The sequence below is a fragment of the Saccharothrix sp. genome, from assembly GCF_031180885.1.
Classification (GTDB): Bacteria; Actinomycetota; Actinomycetes; order Mycobacteriales; family Pseudonocardiaceae; genus Actinosynnema.
The window spans coordinates 83,429-103,668 of the sequence record NZ_JAPSLK010000016.1 but is presented as its reverse complement, the minus strand read 5'-3'; the positions used below and the strand labels follow the sequence as shown (position 1 = coordinate 103,668).

Here is a 20,240-nt window from a genome sequence, read left to right as displayed (position 1 = left end):
TCCTCAGGCGGCGCAGCGGTTGGCGGGACGGGGCAGCCCCAGGTGGCCGCGCAGGGTGGAGGCGGTGTACCCGGTCCGGAAAACCCCGCGTTCCTGCAGCAGGGGCACCACCTCACGCGTGATCACCCGCAGGTCTTCGGGCAGTGCGGCGGGCCGCAGGCGGAACCCGAACGCCCCCGCCGCGTGCCAGTCCAGGAGCAGCTCGACCAGCCCGGCGGGGCCACCCCTGTATGTGAAGGCGTCGGACGCCGGCGTATTTCCGGGCCCGAAATCTACGAGAACGTCTGCGAACTGAAGTACACCCTCCACCTCCGCCCCGATCGACCGCACCTCGGCGGCGCTGTGCGGGGTGGTGAAGACGATGTCTGCGGACCGGCGCGCGAGGGCGTGCACCGCGGGGCCGTGCGACAGGACCGCGACCGGCGGCTGGTCCTGCGGCGGGCGCGGGGTGATCGAGGGTCCTTTGACGCTGAACCGTTCGCCGACGAAGTCGATGTGGTGCAGCTTGTCCCGGTCGATGAACCGGCCGGTGGCGACGTAGTCCAGGGTCGCGATCGCCTTGGAGAGGTGGAACGGCTCGGTGTGCGCCGCGATGATGGTCGGCACCAGGCCGATCCGCGAGGTCAGGGGCGCGACTCGGGCGGCGACGAGCACGGCGTCCAGCCGGCCGACCGGGCCGAGGTCGTCCTCGAAGGTCACGAAGTCGAGCAGTCCGTGTTCGGCTTCGCGGACCAGGTCCACCCAGTGGTGAGGGGTGAAACGGGCACCGCCGTCGGGTACGGGGGGTGCCAACCGTTCCCGTCGAGCGCGACGGCGAGGTGCAGTCCGGTTCCCATCGTTCCCAGCGCCCCTTCCACTTCGATCCCACCGGATTCTGTGCCGCCGACGACCCTCCGCGACGCCCCGGCTCTTAGTGAGATCGCACCGGGCCCGGGAATAACCACCACCCACTACCACTCCGCCACCCCGGCCCACCGCACCGCCGCCCGGCCCGCCCTGCCCACCGCACCGCCGCCTTACCCACCGCACCGCCGCCCGGCCCGCCCTGCCCGCCGCGCCACGGCCCGCCCCCTCGCCCCCTCCTCCTCTCCGCGTCCTCCTCTCCCCTCCACCACCCCACAGCTCGCTGACCTGTGGAAACAGAAAATCTCAAAAAAGTTCGGCGGACGTGTCGATCCGGCGGGGGTGCCGTTCGTCGCCATGGCAAGACCACCGAGAAGGAGTTGAAGAGATGACCACCACCACCCGCCCCGAGACCGCCGCCGCCCGCCCGACCGCCCCGAGACCGCCGCCGCCCGCCCGACCGCCCCGTCGACCAAGCGCAACGACCTCGTCCTCGGTGCCTTCCGGGTCGTGGTGTCGTTCCTGTTCGCCTGCCACGGCCTCCAGGGCTTCGGCTTCCTCGGCGGCATCGACGGGCAGGGGACCGCCGTGCCGTTCGGGTCATTCCCCGGCTGGTGGGGCAGCGTGCTCGAATTCGTCTGCTCGGTGCTGGTGCTGGTCGGCGTGGCGGCGCGGCCCGCCGCCGTGCTGGCGTCCGGCGCGATGGCCTACGCCTACTTCGTCGTCCACCAGCCGACCGGTCTGCTGCCGCTGCACAACATGGGCGAGCTGGCCGCGCTCTACAGCTGGTCCTTCCTGCTGATCGCGGTCCTCGGCCCGGGCCGCTACACGCTGACCCGCCTGATCCGCCGCTGACCCCATCACAGCCCCGGCTTGAAACCCCTGCACCACCCCACCGACTCCGCCAGGATGAGCGGATCGCACTCCGAAAGGGACAAGAAGATGCGTTTCATGGTGATCGTCAAGGCGACCGCGGACACCGAGGCCGGCGTCATGCCGAGCGAAGAGATGATCAGCGCGATGACCGCCTTCAACGAGGAGCTTGTGAAGGCCGGCGTGATGCTCGCCGGCGAGGGTCTGCACCCCAGCTCCAAGGGCGCCCGGGTGTACTTCAACGGCGACCAGCGGTCCGTTGTGGACGGGCCGTTCGCGGAGACCAAGGAGCTGATCGCCGGGTTCTGGCTGCTGGAGCTGAAGTCGCTGGAGGAGGCGATCGAGTGGGTGAAGCGGGTGCCGAACCCCACCGGCGAGGAGTCGCAGATCGAGATCCGCCAGGTCTTCTCCCCCGAGGACTTCGAGATGTCCGACGAGCTGAAGGGGCGCGAGGCCGCGCTCGCCGAGCAGATCAAGGCCCAGCAGCAGGCCAAGTAGTCGCCGCTCGCCTTGCCGACGCGCATCGGAAGCTGGTCTGATCCCAGACCGTGACAGCTTCCGATGCGCGTCGCGCTGTCGAGGCGGTGTGGCGGATCGAGTCGGCGCGGCTCATCGCCGGGCTCGCCCGGATGGTGCGCGACGTGGGACTGGCCGAGGAACTGGCCCAGGACGCCCTGGTCAGCGCCCTGGAGCAGTGGCCCCAGACCGGGGTTCCGCGAAACCCCGGCGCGTGGCTGATGACGGCGGCCAAGAACCGGGCGGTCGACCAGATCCGACGGCAGCAGAACTACCAGCGCAAGCTGGAGGAGATCGGCCGCGACGAGGAGCAGCGCACCGCCCCCGACGCCGGCGCCCGCGTGGGCGACATCGACGACGACCTGTTGCGCCTGGTGTTCACCGCGTGCCACCCGGTCCTGTCGGTGGAGGCGCAGGTCGCGCTCACCCTGAAGATGCTCGGCGGCCTCACGACCGAGGAGATCGCACGGGCGTTCCTGGTGTCGGAGTCGACCGTCGCCCAGCGGATCGTGCGGGCGAAGAAGACGCTGGCCAAGGCCAACGTGCCGTTCGAGGTGCCCGCCGAGGACGAGCGGGAGCAACGGCTGGCGTCCGTGCTCAGCGTGATCTACCTGATCTTCAACGAGGGCTACTCGGCCACGGCGGGCGACGACTGGCTCCGCCCCGAACTGTGCGCGGACGCCCTCCGCCTGGCCCGCGTCCTGGCCGGCCTCATGCCGAAGGAACCGGAGGTCCACGGCCTGGTCGCCCTGCTGGAGATCCAGGCATCCCGCGCCCGGGCCCGGGTGGGTTTGAACGGCGAACCCGTCCTCCTCCTCGACCAGAACCGAGCCCGCTGGGACCAACTGCTGATCCGACGCGGTCTGGCGTCTTTGGAGAAAGCCGGCAGCGGCCCGTATTCGCTACAGGCCCGAATCGCCGCGTGCCACGCCGTGGCACGCACGCCGGAGGACACCGACTGGCGGCGAATCGCGGGCCTGTACGAGGCTTTGGCACTGGTGGCGCCGTCCCCGATCGTCGCGCTGAACCACGCGGTGGCCATCGGTTTCGCATTCGGCCCGGAGGTGGCCCTTGAGTTGGTCGACGACCTCCTGGACGAGCCCGCTTTGAAGGATTACCACCTGCTCCCGAGCGTGCGCGGCGACCTGCTGTTCAAGCTGGGCCGGTTGGCGGAAGCCCGGGAGGAATTCGAACGAGCCGCCGAAATGACCCGCAACGAACGCGAGCGCACCCTCCTCCTCAACCGAGCCGCCGCCTGCGCTTGAGCCTCCCACACGGCCACTGACGACACCTTTGGCGCGCGCGGCGCGGTTGGCTTTTGGGCTTTCCTTCGTCAGCTCTCCAAGCCGCTTCAAGCAACGCGCTGGCACGCTCTCAAGCGGATGCGTCGACGCGCTCTCAAGATCAAAAGCGGCCTGGAGAACCACCGATGGGGAGGAAGGGCGTCGGTTCCCCCACCGCATGGCCCGGCAAAGCCAACCACGGATTCCCCGGGTGCCGCTAAAAACTTTTGCTCGTTCCTCGCAAAACTCTTGGCCGCACCCGGGGAATCCGTGGTAGCCCTTCGGGCAGGCCATACGGTGGGGGAACCGAGGCCCCGCCTGTGGCCGGGAGCCCGGCCCGCCGCGCGGCGCAAAAAGCAGCCGCTGCGCGGCGAAAAGCTAGGTGGTGCGTGCCGGACTGGGGCGCGTGGGCTAATCGGGTGGGGCGTTCGGTGCAGCGCTGGAAGACTGTCCCCTATGGACCAGAAGTCGACGCTGCGTCGCTACCTGCAAACCGCTCGTGACGCCATCGTCTGGAAGCTCGACGGCCTCTGCGAGTACGACGCCCGCCGCCCCCTCACCCCCACCGGCACCAACCTGCTCGGTCTGGTGAAGCACCTCTCGGGCGTCGAGATCGGCTACTTCGGGGACTGCTTCGACCGCCCGTTCCCCGAGTCCTTCGCCTGGTTGCAGGACGACGCCGAGGTCAACTCCGACATGTGGGCGACCGCCGACGAGTCCCGTGAGGACATCCTGGCGCTCTACCGCCGCACCTGGGCGCACTCCGACGCCACGATCGAGACCCTGGACCTCGGCGCGACCGGACGGGTCCCGTGGTGGCCCGCCGAGCGTGCGACGGTCACCCTGCACTTCCTCCTGGTCCACGTGATCGCCGAGACGAACCGCCACGCGGGGCACGCCGACATCGTCCGGGAGACCATCGACGGCGAAGCCGGCCTTCGGAACGGGGTGTCGAGCATGCCCGAGGGTGATCCGGCGTGGTGGGCGGCCTACCGGGACAAGCTCGAACGGGTCGCCCGGGAAGCAGCGGGATGACCGACCTCGGCTACCGGCCGATCCGACCTGGCGACGACCTCGCGCTGGACGACTCCTTCACCACCAGCACAGTGTCTACACGGGCACGCCGGCCGAGGGTGAGTTCGCGCTCTTCCTGGCCAAGCCGCTCTAACAGGGCGAGGTCTCCGGGTAACGGCCGGCGGCGAAGGCGCCCGGAGGCACGCCCATGGTCGCCCGGAACTCGGCGTGCAGGTGGGACTGGTCGTAGTAGCCCAGTTCCGTGGCCACCCGGGTCCAGCCGCCGGCACCGCCCGTGGCCACCGCGCGCCGCACCCGTTCGACCTTCGCGTACTGCTTGGGCGGCAGGCCCACCGCCTCGGTGAACAAGGTTCGCAGGTGCCGCTCGCTGACGGTCAACCGCGACGCGGCACCGGCGACCCCCACCGACGGCACCAGAACGGCAGCCGACGCGACCACTGCGTCGTGGCGCGGGTCCAGGGACGACAAGCGGGACGCCAGGGCCGCACGCAGGTCCGAAGGACGGCCGACCGAAACGCCCCACAATTCGCGCAACGGCACGACCTGGTCGACCAGCTCCCGAACACCCACGCCCAGCACGGCCCGCGCCATGCCGGGCCGAAGCCGCACCCGCAGCCGGTGCGCGTCGACCCCGTCGAAGTACCGGCCCCGCGTGCGCGGCCCCAGGACGTACGCCTCCTCCGACCGCGAGCAGAACACCAGCGCGGTGGCCGGGTCCGGGCCGAGGGCCTGCGTTTCGTCGACCTCGAACCGCTCGACGGCGATGTCCGACACCCACGTGCTCATGTCCACGCCACAGACCAACCTCCGTATGCCGACCGATGTTTCCGCACCCGTGCGGCGAGCACCGTGGGACCCATGACGAACGCCGAACGCAACGAGACCCCCGCCGAGCGCATGGACCGCAACTACGCGGAGATCCTCCAGGAGATGCGGGTCGCCCAGACCGGTGTCCAACTGCTGCTGGCGTTCCTGCTGACCCTTGCCTTCACCCCGCGCTTCGTGCACCTGGACCTGTTCCAGCTCCAGGTGTACGTGCTGAGCCTGGTCCTCGGCGCGACCTCGACGGCCCTGCTCATCGCGCCCGCGCCGTTCCACCGGCTGGTGTTCCGCCGCCGGCTCAAGCACGAGCTGGTCCGCGCGTCGAGCCGGCTGCTGCTCGCCGGTCTGGTGCTGCTCAAACTGGCCCTGGCCACGGCCCTGCTGCTGATCCTGGACGTGGTGCTGGGGCTGTGGCCGGCGGTGTGGATCACGTCCGGGCTGGTGGCCTGGTTCGGGTTCTGGTGGTTCGTGCTGCCGCTGCGCTACCGGGCCCGGTCACCCCGACGCGACGCGGTGGCGCACGGCCTCGCGGGCGATGTCGGTGCGCGACCGGACCCCGAGCTTCGCCAGCACGTGTGACACGTGGGTGGCCACGGTCCGGCTGGACAGGAACAGGCGTTCGGCGATCTGCCGGTTGGACAGGCCCGCCACCACCAGCTCGGTGACCTTCAGCTCCATCGGGGTCAGGCTGTCCCAGCCGTGCGCGGCCCGCCGGTGCTTGGCGTGCGGGCCGCGGCGGATGCCCAGTTCGCGCATCCGCGCCAGCAGCACGTTGAGGTCCCACTCGGCGCCCAGCCGCTCCAGCACGTCCACGGCGTGGCTCAACGCGGCCCGTGCGGACGTGCGGTCCCCGGACTCGGCGAACGCCACCGCCGCCGCGCCCAACGCCTTCGCCCGCAGCAACGGCCGTCCCGCGCCCTCGTCGGCGGCGCGCAGCAGGTTCACCGGGTCGCCGTCGGCCAGGGCGCGGCAGTAGGCGGCGACCGCGCGCCGGTGCGGGACGTCCAGTTCCCGGGCCAACTCCTCGGCGCGCGCCACGGCCGCCGACGGGTCGTCGCCCAGTTGGACCGCCAGGCGGACGGCGTCGGGCAGCAGGTCCTCGACCGAGTCCATGCCGTCGAGCAGCACGGCCAGCGCCTCGCGGACCCGTCCGGCCTGCTCCAGTTCCAGGCTGGTGGCGAGCGCGAGGGAGCCGACGACGTGGCCGGGCACCGCCTCACCGGCCGCGTCCAGGTGCCGCCGGGCGCCCGCCGTGTCGCCGCGGTGCAGGCGGACCAGGGCCGCGACGCCGTGGTCGCAGCGGGACACCATCGGGTGCTTGAGGTCGTCGGGCAGCAGGTCCACGTCGACCAGGGCCTCGTCCCACTGGCCCGCGTCCAGCAGGAGCTGGCCCAGCGCGCTCTGCGCTTGAGCGAGCCGCACGGTGTTGCCGGTCTGGTCGGCGGCGTGCCGGACGACGCGGGCGGACGCGATCGCCTCCTCGGCCCGGTCCAGTTCGCCGAGCGTGACGGCCTGGTTGATCTGCAGCAGCAGCCGCAGGTCCGCGGTCGCCGGGTCGCCCATCGCGACCGCCAGCGCCCGGTCGAACAGCGGCAGCGCTTCGGCCATGCGGCCCCGGGCCATCGCCACGATCGTGCGGACGTGCAGCGCCCAGCTGGTGGCGCGGCGATCGTCGGCCTCCATCGCGGTGATGGCGAGGCGTTCGGCGTCGTCGAGCGAGCCGACGTCCCAGTGCGCGCGGGCGGCCGGCACGAGCAGGCGGGCGCGGTCGCCGGCGGACAGGCCGGGCACGGCGAGGGCGCGGTCGATCTCGGCGAGCGTCTCGGCGGACCGGCCCGTCATGCTGCGGCACTGCGCCAACGTCCAGTGCAGGTCGACGTGGGTGCCGTGTTCGAGGCCCGCCAGCGCGACCGCTTCCGCGCCGTGGTGGTCGCCGAGCCGGAACCGGGCCTCGGCCAGGTGCGCGAGCAGGACACCCCGGCGCAGGGTCGCGTGCGGTGCGACGACGACCCGGCCGAGCAGGTCCACCGCGGCCTCGGGGGCGTGGGCGACGAGCGTGGCGCCGTGCTCGTCGAGCCATCGCGCCACCCACTCGGGGACCCGGTCGTCGGCGGCCAGCAACTGCCGGGTCACCCGGTCGACGCCCGCGCCGCTCTCGGCCAGCGCGCGGGCCGCTTCACCGTGCCAGGCGCCGCGGGCGGACTCCGGCACGTCCTCGTAGAGGGCGGCGCGGACGAGGGGGTGGCGGAAGCTCAAGCCCAGCCGACCGTCCTCCAGCACGCCGGCGACGGTCGCGTCCTGGATGGCGGGCAGCAGGTCGACCACGCGGGTGCCGAGCACGGCGGCCAAGTCCGCGACCGGGAAGGACACGCCGAGCAGGGCGGCGGCGACGAGCACGCGGCGGACATCCGCGCTGAGGTAGGCGATCCGGTCGTTGATGGCGGCGGAGAGCGATGCAGGCAACCCGCCCGGGCCAAGCCCACCACCTGCCCACCCACCGCCGGCGACCGCGGGCCAGGCATCCGCGGGGAGCGGCCGGGCATCGGCAGCGCGGGGCGGGGCATCGCCGGCGCGCGGCGGGGTGTCGGCAGTGCGCGGCGGGGCGTCAGCGGCGCGCGGCGGGGCGTCGGCGAGGCGGGCGGTGCCGGTGGCGTCGACTTCGATCGCGCCGCCGCGGACCAGGGCCTCGACCAGTTCCACCAAGAACAGCGGGTTGCCGCCGGCGTCGTCCGCGAGCGCGACCAGCCGCTCGTCCGGCGTCCCGCCCGCGAGCGCCCCCACCAACTCGGCAACAGCCGGTGGGGCGAGGCGGCCCACGGTCAACCTGTCGACGCCTTGGCGCAGCGCGGACAGGTCGTCCCGGCGCGGCAACGGTCGCAGGACGCCGATGAGCAGCAACGGGAGTTGGGGCACCAGCCGGGCCAGCCTCCGCCACACGGCGACGGTCGCGGCGTCGGCCCACTGGAGGTCGTCGATCACCAGCACGACCGGGCCGATGGCGCACAGGTCGTCCACTCGCGCCAGCAGGCGTTCGGCGGTGGCCGTCGCGCCGGGGTCGGAGCGGGCCGCGGACAGGGCGTCCAGCAGGGGTAACAACGGAAGCGAGCGGCCCAGTTCGTCACCCGCGCCCTTGCACACCCGGAACCCGCGCGCGGCGGCGTCCTCGCAGACCGCCTTGACCAGCGCCGTCTTGCCGATGCCCGGCTCGCCCTCGACGACCAGCGCGGCACCCCGCCCCCGGGCCAGGGCGTCGACCCCGGCCCGCAGGCGGTCCAGCTCGCGCTCGCGGCCGACGAGGCGCAGGGTGACGGCGCGCACACGGAGAGAATACAAGGCAAACAGCAGGTTAACAAGGTCTTTCGCTATTTCGAATCATCCGCGCACGCGCACAGTTCTTCTTTTGTTCACCGCGATCACCTCCGCGTTTCACCCGCCGCTGCCACCGTGATCCCGGCGCCGAAACCGCTCGACGACGACTCTTCCCTGGAGTGCGCATGCGAATCGGACGAGTGCTCATCGCCGTGCTGCTGGTGACGTTTTTCACGACCGCCGCCCAGGCGGCCACCAGCCCGCTCGGCGGAATGCCCTACAACTGAACCGGATTATTCCACTCGATGTGGTGCGCGTAGAAAGAATTCGCCGAAACCGACCGGTTCGCGCCCAACCCGGCGCTCATCTCCACCAGCGCTTCCACCCGTTCCCAGCGCAACCGCTCGTACACCTCGAACGCCCGGCGCGGCGCCGCCAGGTCGCGCAGGCACCGCGCGAGGGTGACGCTGTCCTCCAGCGCCATCGACGCACCCTGACCCGCTGCCGGGGACGCGGCGTGTGCCGCGTCCCCGACCAGCACCACCCGGTCGGTGTGCCACACGGGCGTGGTCGGGACGTCGTAGGGGTTGCTCGCGTGGACCCCCCCTCGGCCGCGATGATCTCGCGCGCGATCGCGACGTCGTCGGCGAAGAACGCGGCGGCGTGTTCGCGGTGCTCGGCGGGTGTGCCCCCGTGCCGCTCCGGACCCGGGGTCCGGGCGAACCACCACGTCGTGCCGTCCGGCGCGGTGCTGTGCCCGAAAAGCCTCGTGACCCGGCGATCATGTGGTACCGGCCGGGCGCGGTCGTCGGCCCCAGCCCCTCGGCGTAGCCGTAGAAGATGTTCAGGCCCGTGTAACGGGGTTCCGGCGCGTCCGGGTCGATGAGCCGCCGGGTCGCGGAGTGCAGCCCGTCCGCGCCGACCAGCAGGTCCCCCTCGGCGGTCGTCCCGTCCGCGAACACCGCCCGGACGCCGTCCGCCAGCCCGACCAGCCGCTTGCCGTGCTCGACGGCGATCCCTTGCCGGCGCAACTCGTCGTGCAGCGCCCGGTACAGGTCGGCGCGGCGCAGCGTGCGCGGGCCGGTGATGCCGTCGCTCCACCGGTTCTCGCTGAGCAGTCCCGTCACCGGTGTAGACGTCCACCCCGTCGGCGGCGAACGAGTGGTCCACCACGACGCGCTCGGCGTCGATCGCCCGTAAGGCGTCCAGGCCGTTGTGCATGATCGTGAGGAACGCGCCGATGTCGTCCGCGCCCGTCGGGTAGTCCTCGAAGACGACCGAGTCGATGCCCGCCTTGCGCAACGTCGGCGCGGTGACCGGTCCGGCGATCCCACCACCGATGATCAGCGCCTTTGTCATGTCGGTCACGCTAGTAGGTGAACTACGCTGCGATGCGTGACCAGTCCGACCCGGGGAGCCCTGCGCGTGACGCGCTGCGGTGTCATCGGGCTGTCGTCCGGGCTGCTCGCCGTGGTGGCGCACGCGAGCGCGGGCGGTCACCTCCCGCCCCTGCCGCACGTCCTCGCCTTCGCGGCGGCGGTGGGGTGGGCGTGCGGGCCGTTGACCGACCGGCAGGTCGGGCTCGGCGAGATCCTCGGACTGGTCGTGTCCGTGCAGGTCACGCTGCACGTGTTCCTGGCCCTGCTGAGCCGGCACCCGCGCGAGCCGGTGACGTCCCCTTCGATGCTCCTCGCCCACGCGCTCGCGACGGCCGTCGTCGTCAGCGCACTCACGGGCGCGGAGCGCGCTGTGTTCCGCGTGGCGGCGGTCCTGGCGTCGGTGCTCCCGCGCCCGCTCACGCCACCGCCGGCCGTCGCGCCGCTGCGCATCCCCATCGCCGGGCACCCCGAGCAGCCGCTGTCCGAGGTGCTGCGCCGGCGGACCGTGCCGCGGCGCGGCCCACCGCTCCTCCCGAGCTGAGCGCTGTCCCCCCACCACCGTCCTTTGTGGACCGGTGGCAGTACCGCTTGCCCAAGAGGAGCTTTCGCCATGACCGAGTCCTGGCGCGGCCTCGTGCTGCGCTTCCACTTCTACGCGGGCGTGCTCGTCGGCCCGTTCGTCGTCATCGCCGCGTTGACCGGCGTGCTGTACGCCGCGACCCCGCAACTGGAGTCGTGGCTCTACTCCGACCAGTTGCGCGTGCCCGTGTCCGAGCAGACCGTGCCGCTGTCCCGGCAGGTCGAGGCGGCGGTGGCGGCCCAGCCGGACGCCACGCTCGCCGCCGTCCGACCCGCGCCCGAACCGGGTGCCACCACGCGGGTCCTGTTCACCTCGCCGGAACTCGGCGAGTCCGAACGCCTGGCCGTGTTCGTCGACCCGGGCACCGGCGCGGTCGTCGGCGACCTGGTCGCCTACGGCTCCAGCGGCGTCCTGCCGCTGCGCACCACGCTCGACAACCTCCACCGCGACCTGCTGCTGGGCGAGGCCGGCCGGCTCTACAGCGAGCTGGCCGCGTCCTGGCTGTGGGTGGTCGCGCTGGGCGGGGTGTTCCTGTGGTTCGCCCGCCGGCGGGCCGTGCGGCCGAAGCCGGCCGTGCGGCGGCACGCCGTGCTCGGCCTGTGGGTGCTGGTGGGGGCGTTGTTCCTGTCCGCCACCGGGTTGACGTGGTCTAAGTACGCCGGCGAGAACGTCGCCGACCTGCGCAAGGCCTTCGGCTGGACCACGCCGTCGTTGAACGTGTCCGGCTCGGGCGACCACGCCGGTCACACCCCCGGCACGTCGGCACCGACCACCGCACCGTCCGAAGTGGACACCGTGCTGGCGGTCGCCCGCGCCGCCGGGATCGACGCGAAGAGCGTCGAGATCGGCCTGCCAGTCGAGGGCGGCGCGTGGAAGGTCGCCGAAGTCGAGCGCGGGTGGCCGACCCAGGTCGACTCCGTGGCCGTGCTCCACGGTGTGGTCGTGGACCAGGTCCGGTTCGCCGACTACCCGCTGATGGCCAAGCTGACCCGGTGGGGCATCGACGCGCACATGGGCGTCCTGTTCGGCTGGGTGAACCAGTTGTTGCTGCTCGCGCTGGGTGCCGGACTGGTCGCGCTGGTCGTCCTCGGCTACCGGATGTGGTGGCGGCGCCGGCCGACCCGCGGCTTCGGCCGTCCGGTGCCGCGCGGCCGGTGGCGGAAGGTGCCGCCGGTGCAGCTCGTGGTGGTGCTGGTGGTCGCGGCGGCGGTCGGCTGGTTCGTGCCGTTGTTCGGGTTGAGCCTGCTGGCGTTCCTGGTGGTCGACGCGTTGTTGGCCACCCGCCGCGCCAAGCCGGCGGAGCCCGAGCCCGCCGAAGAGCCGGTGTAATGCGTTGACCGGCCGGGCCGGGTGCGGTCTAAGCTCGACCATGCCTTTCGGTTGACGCTCCACACCGCCCCCGGCCCGGCCGCTGGCCCGACTCGTCGTCGGGTGGGCGCTGCTGGCCGATGTGGTGCCCGTCTACCCGCTGTACGCGCTGCTGTTCGCGGACACCGGGATGTCGGACGGGCAGATCTCGCTGCTGTTCGCTGTGTGGTCCACGGTGGCCGTGGTCGCCGAGGTCCCGTTCGGTGCTTTGGCGGACCGGTTCTCGCGTCGTGGCGCTTTGGTGACTGCGGGTGTGCTCCAGGCGTGCGGTTATGCCCTGTGGACCGCTGTGCCGGGCTTCTGGACGTTCGCGGCGGGTTTCGTGCTGTGGGGGTTGGGCGGGGCCTTGGTGTCCGGGGCGCTGGAAGCCCTCCTCCACGACGGGTTGGCCGCGGTGGGCGCGGCCGACTCTTTCGGCTTGGTGTTGGGTCGGGTGACGGCGGCCGGCCTGTTGGCCCAGATCCCGGCGGCGCTGGCTGCGACCGTCCTGTTCGCCAGTGGTGGGTATCCGCTGGTCGGCTGGGTGAGCGCGGCGACGTGCCTGGCGGCGGCGCTGCTCGCGTCCCGTCTGCCGGAGACGCCTCAAGGTGAGCCGGAGAGTTGGTTGGGCACGCTGCGGTCGGGGCTCGCCGAGTCGTCCGCGGTGCCCGCGGTGCGTCGGGCGGTGATCGCGGTGGCTGTGTTGACCGGGATCGACGCGTTGGAGGAGTACTTCCCCCTGATGGCCCAGGACTGGCACGTGCCCACGGCCTTGGTGCCCATCGCGGTGCTCGCCATTCCACTGGCCGGCGCCGCCGGCGCAGCCCTGGCTGGTACCGCCGGCGCGACCGGTAGGGCCGGCGCGGCCAGCCCCGCCGGCGCGGCCAGTGCCCCCAGCGCGGCCGGCGCGTCCGGATTCCGCCGCCGCATTGCCCCTCTGCTCGCCCTGTCCGCGCTCCTCCTGGCGCTCGCCGGCTTCCTGCGCCACCCCGCCGGCCTGGCCCTGGTCGCGGTCTCCTACGGCCTGTACCGACTCGTGCTCGTGGTCGCGGAAACCCGGCTCCAGCAGCACATCACCGGCCCGGCGCGCGCCACCGTCACCTCGGTCGCCGGCCTGGGCAGCGAGGTCGCGGCCTACGCCGTCTACGCGACCTGGACGCTCGGCGAGGTGCCCGCCGTGGCCGCCGGGGTCCTCCTCACCGCCCTCCTCCTGGCCCGGTCCGGCGCGAAGGTGCCGGAACCGGACCGCACCCCCGCTTCACCACCGTGAAAATCGTTGACACCTGTGGTCTGGACCACACACCCTCGGTGCCATGCGAGGGAAATCGGTGTTCTCGGTGGCCGTCGTCCTGGCGGCCGGACTGGTGGCCGGCCCGCCCGCCGCGACGGCGGCCCCGGTCACGTTCACCCACCCCGGTGTCCTGGTGAGCAAGGGACAGCTGGACTTCATGCGCGCCAAGGTGAACGCGGGCGCGCAGCCGTGGAAAGCCGCCTACGACCAGATGATGGCCCACCCGTTCGCGTCCCTGTCGCGCACACCGAAGCCGCGCGCGATCGTCGAGTGCGGGTCCTACTCCAACCCCAACCACGGGTGCACCGACGAACGCGAAGACGCCCTGGCCGCGTACACGCTGTCGCTGGCCTGGTACATCACCCGCGACAACCGGTACGCCACCAAGGCGATCCAGATCATGGACGCCTGGTCCGCCGTCATCCAAGACCACACGAACAGCAACGCACCCCTGCAAACCGCGTGGGCCGGCTCGTCCTGGCCACGGGCGGCCGAGATCATCAAGCACGTCTACGGCAACTGGCCCAACGCGCCCAGGTTCGCCACCATGCTCCGCAACGTCTACCTGCCCGAGATCGCCAACGGCCGCGCCACCACCAACGGCAACTGGGAACTGTCCATGATGGAGGCTTCCCTGGGCATCGCGGTGTTCCTCGAAGACCGTGCCGCGTACGACAAAGCGGTCTCCATCTACCGAACCCGCATGCCCGCCTACGTCTACCTGACCACCGACGGCGACCTGCCCAAGCCTCCGCCCAACAGCGGCATCGACACCCGCGCCGAGATCATTTCGTACTGGCACAACCAAAGCACCTTCGTGAACGGCGTCAGCCAGGAAACCTGCCGAGACTTCACCCACACCGGCTACGGCCTCGCTGCGGCAGCCCACATCGCCGAGACCGCTCGCCACCAGGGTCAGGACCTGTGGTCGGAGGTCCGAGAACGCCTGCGCCACGCCTATGGCCTCCACGCCAAGTACCAGTTGGGCACGGAACCCATGCCTTCTTGGCTGTGCGGCGGCACTTTCAAGCAGGCCTTGGGTCCCACGACGGAGGTGGCCTTCAACGCGCTGCACACGCGGTTGGGCATCGGCATGACCAACACCCAGCGTTTGACCGAGCAGCAACGACCGGCCGGCACCGACCGGCTCTTCATCGCTTGGGAGACCCTGACTCACGCCTCCAACGTCGGCTAGCCTTCTTTTGACGCGCTTCGCGCGTAGCGCGGCTTGCGGCTCGGCCTCGGCTGCAAAACCAGAGGGAGGGCTTCGGTCTTCCCCCCGCACGGCCTGGGCGAAGCCCAATCGCGCTTTGGTCTTCTCCGCAACCGGAAAAGCTGGTTGCGGAGAAGACCAAAGCGTGGTTGCCTCCGGCAAGTCGTGCGGGGGGAAGACCGAAGCCCTCCCTCCCCGGGGGCCTCCAGGCCCCGCTTTTCATCTTGAGAGCGCGCCAGCGCGTCTGCTTGAGAGCGCGCAGCGCGTCCAAGTCCCAGCGCGACAGCGCGTTAAAGGCCAGCGAGGGCTTGAATCTCGTCGTAAGAAGGAACAGGGCTCAAAGGACGGCCGTCCCGGACAGCGACAGCCGTCGAAACCGTCGCCCCCAAAGCTGCCCGGAACAGCAAAGACCCGGTGCTGACCCGCTTCACCCCCAGCTCCCCCAACCGCCGAACATCGTGCTGCGCCAACAGGTTGACCGGCACCGGAACCGCCTCCACCACCTTCTCGATCTCCCCCTCCTCCCTCAACCCCGGCACGAACACCCCATCAGCACCCGCATCGACGTACCGCAAAGCCCGCTCAACGGTGCTCCCCTCCTCAACATGAAGCCAATGCGCATCCACACGCGCATTCACGAACAAGTGCGGCGCGACCGCCTTGAACTCAGCGATCAACCCCGCCTGCACAACCGGGTCCTCCAAACCCTCCCCCCGCCCGTCCTCGATGTTGACCCCGCACACGCCCATCGCCGCCAGTTCCTCCGCCACCCCGCGCACATCCCCGAACCCGGCCTCGATGTCCACCGTGATCGGCACCGGCAACCGCACCAGCTTCCGCGCCAACCCCAACGTCTCCGCCCGAGCCAACCCGGCCGCGTCCGGGATGCCGTGCGCCGCCGCCACGCCCAGGCTCGTGGTCCCGATCGCCGCGAATCCGGCCTGCACCAACGCCGCCGCCGACGCGAAGTCCCACGCGTTCGGCAGCACCAACGGCGAAGGACCGCGGTGCAACGAGTGGAAAGTCCCCGCCGCCAACGCCAACGCGTGCGCCCGACCCGGACACCCGTGCCGCCCATCCCCGAAGAGCCGATCAGCCAACGACACCTCCACCACCTCCCCCGAAGGCGCCACCCGCCGAGTCAAAGGCACGGGCGGGTTCTTCCCGGCGATCAACGCGTTCGTGGCGTCACAAGCCTGCACCAGCAACCCGATCCGAGCCGCTGCCACCTCGTCCCGCGCCCCGCACAACGCAACCAGCCGCTCCACAGCCAAGTCCGCCTCCGGCGTCACCGGCACATGCGGCTGATAGCACCGAGCCACCACCGACACATCAGCCACCACATCCCGCGGCAACCCCAACGCGTGCGCCAACTTCGCCACCGGGTTCCCCGGCCGCTCCAGCTCGGCAACATCCACAGTGGACAGAAGCGACTCCGCCAACCCCCGCCGCCGCACGTGATCGGCACCCTCGCTGAACCGCGCCACATGCGAGCGCAACCAAGCCACCCCGGCCTCTCCGAACGGCACAGCGGGAACGGTGTAACCAGCGTCGAGCAGCACGTCGTGATCCATGCCCGACAAGCTAAGCCCGGAAAACTTCGGCGCGCGCCGAAGCGTCACCCGCGCACAATGTCCCCATGCCCGCCGACAAGCTCGCCGACCTGGCCGCCCTGCTCGCCGACCGCACCCGCGCCCGGTTCTGCCTGACCCTGCTCGACGGCCGGGCCTGGACGTCGAGCGAACTGGCCACCGCCGCGGGCGTGACCGCCTCCACCGCCAGCGAGCACCTGACCCGCCTGATCAGCGCGGGCTTCCTCGCCGAACGCCGCCAGGGCCGCCACCGCTACGTCCAGCTCGCCGGCCCGAAGGAAGCCGACCTCCTGGAACACCTGCTCGCCTACCTCGGCCCCGCCGAACCCGCGAAGACGCTCAAGGCCACCACCGCGTCCGCCGCCCTGGCCCGCGGCCGGACGTGCTACGACCACCTCGCCGGCCGCCTGGGCGTGGCCATCACCGACGCCATGGCCGCCAGGAACCTGCTGGACGACGACCTGACCCTCACCGACCACGGCCTGGCCTGGCTCACCGACACCCTCGGCTTCACCCCGCCCAAGACCCGCCGCCCGGTCGCCAAACCCTGCCTGGACTGGACCGAACGCCGCTCCCACCTCGCCGGCGCCGCGGGCGCGCACATCTGCTCGCGCCTGCACGCCAACGGCTGGGTGAAGCCCATCGGCACCGGCCGCGCCGTGAAGGTCACCCCAAAGGGCGAAAAAGCCCTGCGCGACCTGCTAGGACTCGCCCCGCTGTAGCCACTTGGGCAGCCACGACGAGTTCCCCGCCGGCACCACGTCCACCACCACGCACGTGATGTTGTCCGGCCCGCCCCGCGCGTTGGCCGCCGCGATCAACGCCCGCACGGTCTGGTCCCGGTCCGCGTCGGCGGTCAGGATCTCGGCGATCTCGCCCGCGGTCACCACGTCCGACAGGCCGTCCGAGCAGATCAGGTACCGGTCGCCCGCCTCGACCTCCTGGTAGAACAGGTCCGGGTCGTGCGCCGACCCCGCCTGGAGCGCCCGCATGAGCATGGACCGCCCGGGGTGCTCGGCGGCCTGCTCCGCCGCCATCCGACCGTCGTCCACCAGCGCCTGGACCATCGTGTGGTCGCGGGTGATCTGGGTCAGCTCACCCTCGCGCACCAGGTAGCACCGGGAGTCCCCGATGTGCCCGACGGCGAACCGCGAGCCGTCCCACAGCAGCGCGGTGAGCGTGGTGCCCATGCCGCGCATGTCGAAGTTCTCCTCGGCCAGGTCGGTCAGCCGGACGGCGATCTCCCGCGTCGCGTCGGCCAGCAGCGACAGCGGGTCGTCGGCCTCCAGGTCCAGCTCGGCCAGCACGCCCACCGCGATCGAGCTGGCCACCTCCCCGTACGCGTGACCGCCCATGCCGTCGGCGACGGCGTACAGGCGCTCGCTGAAGTACACCGAGTCCTCGTTCGCCTCTCGGCGCAGGCCGGGGTCGGTCCCGACGGCGTGGCGGAGCGCATACATGACGAATAGTGAATCACCCGCACGGGTAGCGGCGGCGAGCGCTCCGGGATTTCGGGTGGTGGCAGGTTCCTACGGCCTACCTGGGGCGTCCGTAGAACTCGCTCAGCACGAGCATCGCCGCGCCCGCCGCCACCACGTCGTCGCCCAGCGGCGTCACCTCGACCTCGACCGGCAGCCAGTCGTCGGTCGGCAGCTTCGCGCGCACCCCCGCCAGGTACGCCTCGGGCTCGGCGAGCACCGCCCGACCTGCGAGGACGACGTGGTCGACGTCCAGCAACTGCACCAGATCCGCGACCGCCAGGCCCACGATCGAGGTGGCCCCGGCCAGGTCGCCGGACCGCGCGGCGAGGTTGTGCACGGCCTCGATGCACCCGGTCCGCCCGCACACGCACGGCGGCCCGTCGAGCTGGATGGTGGTGTGCCCGAACTCGCCGGCGTTGGTGCGCGCGCCGCGGTAGACCTGCCCGTCGAGCAGCAGCCCGACGCCCAGGCCGGTGCCGACCAGCACGAGCACCGCGTCGCGCAGCTGCTCGCCCCGGCGCCAGGCCTCGGCGACGATCGCGGTGTTGGTGTCCTTGTCCAGGACCACGGGCAGGGCCAGGCTGTCCTCGGCCAGCTCGCGCAGCGGCACGTCGTGCCACTTCACCAGGCCGGTGGCGTCATGTATCACGCCGGTCCGGTGGTCCAGCGGGCCGACGAAGCCCAGGCCGACGCCCAGCAGCTTGTCGTCGCGCATCCCGTTGACCAGGCGGGTCAGCTCGGCGACGAAGGTGGGCGGGTCGAAGTCCGGCGGCAGCGGGGCCACCGCCCGGTCGAGCACGTCGCCGGCGAGGTCGGTGAGCACCACCCGCAGCTCGTCCCGCTCGACCTGGGCGCCCAGCGCCAACCGGCTGTCCGCGACCAGCTTGAGCAGGGTGCGGGGCTTGCCGACGCCGACGTTGCGGGTGCCGGACTCGACCAGCAGCCCCTCGCCGATCAGCCGGCCGACCACCTTGGACACCGCCTGCGGCGTCAGGCCGCTGCGCTCCGCGAGGTCGACCCGGGTGACCGCGCCGGATCTGGCCAGCCCCAGCACGACGGCGTCGTTGTATCCGCGCAGGAAGCGCAAGTTGGGCACGCTCGCATCATGGCACGGGTGGCCATAACTAAACACTGTTGCTTTAATTTCGGACATGCCACTCCGCACCGGACTGCTCGGCTACGGCATCGCCGGCCGGGTCTTCCACGCACCGCTCATCGCGGCCACCCCCGGCCTGGACCTGGCGGCGGTCGTGACCACCGACCAGACCCGCCGGACGGACGTCCTCACCCGGTACCCGGCCACCGCCGTCGTGCCGACGGTCGAGGAGCTGTTCGCGCTCGAACTGGACCTCATCGTCGTCGCCACCCCGAACCGCACCCACGTGCCGCTCGCCCTGGCCGCGATCGAGGCCGGCCTGCCCGTGGTGGTGGACAAGCCCCTGGCCGGTTCGGTCGCCGACGCGCGGCGCGTGCTCAAGGCCGCCGAGTACCGGGACGTGCCGCTGACGGTGTTCCAGAACCGGCGGTGGGACAGCGATTTCCTCACCCTGCGGTCGGTGCTGCCGTCGCTGGGCGAGGTGACCCGGTTCGAGTCGCGGTTCGAGCGGTGGGTGCCGGAGGTGTGGGACAACTGGCGCGAGTTCGGCGCGCCCGACGAGGCCGGCGGCCTGCTGTACGACCTGGGCGCCCACCTGGTCGACCAGGCGTTGCAGCTGTTCGGGCCGGTGAGGTCGGTCTACTGCGAACTGGACCGGCGGCGGCCGGGGGTCGAGGTGGACGACGACGTGTTCGTGGCCCTGACCCACGCCTCCGGGGTCCGCTCGCACCTGTGGGCGTCGGCAGTCGCCGCCCAACCCGGTCCGCGACTGCGGGCGCTGGGCTCGCGGGGGACGTTCGTCAGCGAGGGCTTGGACGGCCAGGAGGACGCCTTGGCCGCTGGCCGGCCGTTTGACGATTTGTCGACAAGTGCCACGCTCACCCTGGGCACGTCCACTGCGTCCGTGCCCGGTGTGCCCGGCGCTTACCTGGAGTTCTACCGACTTCTGGTGGCGGCCCTGACCGAGGGCGGGCCGCTGCCCGTCGACCCGGAGTCGGCCGTTGCCGCTTTGGAGGTCATCGAGGCGGCGTTCACGTCGGCCCGGACCGGGCAGGTGGTGACGCCGTGAGCCTGCTGGAGACGTTGGCGGAGCAGGAGTCCAGGCTGCTGTTCCGCTCCTTCACCAACGAGGACGCCCTGGCCCTGGGCGTGTTCCTGCTCGACGCGGCCCGCGCGGAGGGCCTGCCGGTCGTCGTGTCCGTCCGCCGGGGGCAGCAACGCCTGTTCCACGCGGCCCTGCCCGGCACGTCGGCCGACAACGACGGCTGGATCGACCGGAAGTCGCGGGTGGTGGACCGGTACGGCTGGAGTTCGTTCCGCGTCGGCGAGTCCTTCCGCGCGGCCGGCAAGACCTTCGAGGAGCACTCCCTGCTGGACCCGCGCGAGTACGCGGCCCACGGCGGCGTCTTCCCGGTGCTGGTCGAGGGCGTGGGCATGGTCGGCACGGTCGGGGTGTCCGGCCTGCCCCAGGCCGAGGACCACGCGTTCGTGGTGACCCAGTTGGAGAAGTTCCTGGCGTCCCGCTGAAAGCGTCGCCCCCGGCACCTCGGAGGGCACCGGGGGCGACGGTCGGTCGACTC

Annotated in this window: 18 protein-coding genes and 1 pseudogene; 12 read left to right on the top strand and 7 right to left on the bottom strand. The window is 71.8% G+C overall.

Going from position 1 to position 20,240, the window contains the following annotated elements; all coding sequences use genetic code 11:
- Positions 1-3: 3 nt before the first annotated feature.
- Positions 4-836: pseudogene (locus tag RIN75_RS20455) on the bottom strand (LLM class flavin-dependent oxidoreductase).
- A gap of 517 nt (positions 837-1,353) precedes the next feature.
- Between RIN75_RS20455 and RIN75_RS20450 the strand changes: the two are divergent.
- From RIN75_RS20450 to RIN75_RS20435, 4 genes are all read left to right on the top strand, one after another.
- Positions 1,354-1,698, top strand: a complete 345-nt coding sequence (locus RIN75_RS20450) for a DoxX family protein (RefSeq protein WP_375295986.1) — start codon at positions 1,354-1,356, stop codon at positions 1,696-1,698.
- 87 nt (positions 1,699-1,785) lie between these two features.
- Positions 1,786-2,214, top strand: coding sequence for a YciI family protein (locus tag RIN75_RS20445; protein ID WP_309113578.1), 429 nt, complete (start codon positions 1,786-1,788; stop codon positions 2,212-2,214).
- Between the two features lie 50 nt (positions 2,215-2,264).
- Positions 2,265-3,497: an RNA polymerase sigma factor gene (locus RIN75_RS20440; RefSeq protein ID WP_309113577.1), complete on the top strand. Its 1,233-nt coding sequence runs from the start codon at positions 2,265-2,267 to the stop codon at positions 3,495-3,497.
- Between the two features lie 474 nt (positions 3,498-3,971).
- Positions 3,972-4,550: a DinB family protein gene (locus tag RIN75_RS20435; protein ID WP_375295985.1), complete on the top strand. Its 579-nt coding sequence runs from the start codon at positions 3,972-3,974 to the stop codon at positions 4,548-4,550.
- A gap of 129 nt (positions 4,551-4,679) precedes the next feature.
- On the opposite strand, the gene RIN75_RS20430 is transcribed toward RIN75_RS20435, so the two are convergent.
- Positions 4,680-5,336, bottom strand: coding sequence for a helix-turn-helix domain-containing protein (locus RIN75_RS20430; protein ID WP_309113576.1), 657 nt, complete (start codon positions 5,334-5,336; stop codon positions 4,680-4,682).
- Positions 5,337-5,408: 72 nt separating this feature from the next.
- On the opposite strand from RIN75_RS20430, the gene RIN75_RS20425 reads away from it, so the two are divergent.
- Entirely contained in the window at positions 5,409-5,951 is a 543-nt protein-coding gene (locus RIN75_RS20425) for a DUF6328 family protein (RefSeq protein ID WP_309113575.1), read from the top strand.
- On the opposite strand, the gene RIN75_RS20420 is transcribed toward RIN75_RS20425, so the two are convergent.
- Positions 5,868-8,690: a BREX system ATP-binding domain-containing protein gene (locus RIN75_RS20420; RefSeq protein WP_309113574.1), complete on the bottom strand. Its 2,823-nt coding sequence runs from the start codon at positions 8,688-8,690 to the stop codon at positions 5,868-5,870. The genes RIN75_RS20425 and RIN75_RS20420 overlap by 84 nt on opposite strands.
- 268 nt (positions 8,691-8,958) lie before the next feature.
- Positions 8,959-9,222, bottom strand: coding sequence for an FAD-dependent monooxygenase (locus RIN75_RS20415; protein WP_309113628.1), 264 nt, complete (start codon positions 9,220-9,222; stop codon positions 8,959-8,961).
- 854 nt (positions 9,223-10,076) lie between these two features.
- Between RIN75_RS20415 and RIN75_RS20410 the strand changes: the two genes are divergently transcribed.
- The 4 genes from RIN75_RS20410 (at position 10,077) to RIN75_RS20395 (ending at position 14,473) form a co-directional block, all read left to right on the top strand.
- Positions 10,077-10,601 carry a hypothetical protein gene (locus RIN75_RS20410; protein WP_309113573.1) on the top strand — a complete coding sequence of 175 codons (525 nt, stop codon included), beginning with the start codon at positions 10,077-10,079 and terminating at the stop codon, positions 10,599-10,601.
- A 69-nt stretch (positions 10,602-10,670) separates the two neighbouring features.
- Positions 10,671-11,969, top strand: a complete 1,299-nt coding sequence (locus tag RIN75_RS20405) for a PepSY domain-containing protein (RefSeq protein WP_309113572.1) — start codon at positions 10,671-10,673, stop codon at positions 11,967-11,969.
- Positions 11,970-12,093: 124 nt separating this feature from the next.
- Positions 12,094-13,257, top strand: a complete 1,164-nt coding sequence (locus RIN75_RS20400; RefSeq protein WP_309113571.1) for an MFS transporter — start codon at positions 12,094-12,096, stop codon at positions 13,255-13,257.
- A 43-nt stretch (positions 13,258-13,300) separates the two neighbouring features.
- Entirely contained in the window at positions 13,301-14,473 is a 1,173-nt protein-coding gene (locus RIN75_RS20395; protein WP_309113570.1) for an alginate lyase family protein, read from the top strand.
- Between the two features lie 308 nt (positions 14,474-14,781).
- On the opposite strand, the gene RIN75_RS20390 is transcribed toward RIN75_RS20395, so the two are convergent.
- The gene (locus RIN75_RS20390; RefSeq protein ID WP_309113569.1) at positions 14,782-16,065 is read right to left on the bottom strand and encodes an isocitrate lyase/phosphoenolpyruvate mutase family protein; all 1,284 of its coding nucleotides are present in this window, start codon (positions 16,063-16,065) and stop codon (positions 14,782-14,784) included.
- 65 nt (positions 16,066-16,130) lie between these two features.
- Between RIN75_RS20390 and RIN75_RS20385 the strand changes: the two genes are divergently transcribed.
- Positions 16,131-16,805: a helix-turn-helix domain-containing protein gene (locus RIN75_RS20385; protein WP_309113568.1), complete on the top strand. Its 675-nt coding sequence runs from the start codon at positions 16,131-16,133 to the stop codon at positions 16,803-16,805.
- On the opposite strand, the gene RIN75_RS20380 is transcribed toward RIN75_RS20385, so the two are convergent.
- Together RIN75_RS20380 and RIN75_RS20375 are read right to left on the bottom strand one after the other, a co-directional pair.
- On the bottom strand, positions 16,785-17,543 hold the full coding sequence (locus tag RIN75_RS20380) for a protein phosphatase 2C domain-containing protein (protein WP_309113567.1): 759 nt from the start codon (positions 17,541-17,543) through the stop codon (positions 16,785-16,787). The genes RIN75_RS20385 and RIN75_RS20380 overlap by 21 nt on opposite strands.
- A gap of 76 nt (positions 17,544-17,619) precedes the next feature.
- Positions 17,620-18,660, bottom strand: a complete 1,041-nt coding sequence (locus RIN75_RS20375; protein WP_309113566.1) for an ROK family transcriptional regulator — start codon at positions 18,658-18,660, stop codon at positions 17,620-17,622.
- Between the two features lie 55 nt (positions 18,661-18,715).
- Here RIN75_RS20375 and RIN75_RS20370 point away from each other — a divergent pair, with 55 nt between their 5' ends.
- Complete coding sequence (locus tag RIN75_RS20370; RefSeq protein ID WP_309113565.1) at positions 18,716-19,729, top strand: Gfo/Idh/MocA family oxidoreductase; 1,014 nt, start codon at positions 18,716-18,718, stop codon at positions 19,727-19,729.
- Positions 19,726-20,187, top strand: coding sequence for a heme-degrading domain-containing protein (locus tag RIN75_RS20365; RefSeq protein WP_309113564.1), 462 nt, complete (start codon positions 19,726-19,728; stop codon positions 20,185-20,187). Before RIN75_RS20370 ends, RIN75_RS20365 begins: the two co-directional genes overlap by 4 nt.
- Positions 20,188-20,240: the final 53 nt, after the last annotated feature.

Coding starts and splice junctions, on each gene's coding strand:
- RIN75_RS20445 (WP_309113578.1), top strand. CDS start 1,786: ATGCGTTTCATGGTGATCGTCAAGGCGACCGCGGACACCGAGGCCGGC.
- RIN75_RS20435 (WP_375295985.1), top strand. CDS start 3,972: ATGGACCAGAAGTCGACGCTGCGTCGCTACCTGCAAACCGCTCGTGAC.
- RIN75_RS20430 (WP_309113576.1), bottom strand. CDS start 5,336: ATGAGCACGTGGGTGTCGGACATCGCCGTCGAGCGGTTCGAGGTCGAC.
- RIN75_RS20425 (WP_309113575.1), top strand. CDS start 5,409: ATGACGAACGCCGAACGCAACGAGACCCCCGCCGAGCGCATGGACCGC.
- RIN75_RS20405 (WP_309113572.1), top strand. CDS start 10,671: ATGACCGAGTCCTGGCGCGGCCTCGTGCTGCGCTTCCACTTCTACGCG.
- RIN75_RS20395 (WP_309113570.1), top strand. CDS start 13,301: ATGCGAGGGAAATCGGTGTTCTCGGTGGCCGTCGTCCTGGCGGCCGGA.
- RIN75_RS20390 (WP_309113569.1), bottom strand. CDS start 16,065: ATGGATCACGACGTGCTGCTCGACGCTGGTTACACCGTTCCCGCTGTG.
- RIN75_RS20385 (WP_309113568.1), top strand. CDS start 16,131: ATGCCCGCCGACAAGCTCGCCGACCTGGCCGCCCTGCTCGCCGACCGC.
- RIN75_RS20380 (WP_309113567.1), bottom strand. CDS start 17,543: ATGTATGCGCTCCGCCACGCCGTCGGGACCGACCCCGGCCTGCGCCGA.
- RIN75_RS20370 (WP_309113565.1), top strand. CDS start 18,716: ATGCCACTCCGCACCGGACTGCTCGGCTACGGCATCGCCGGCCGGGTC.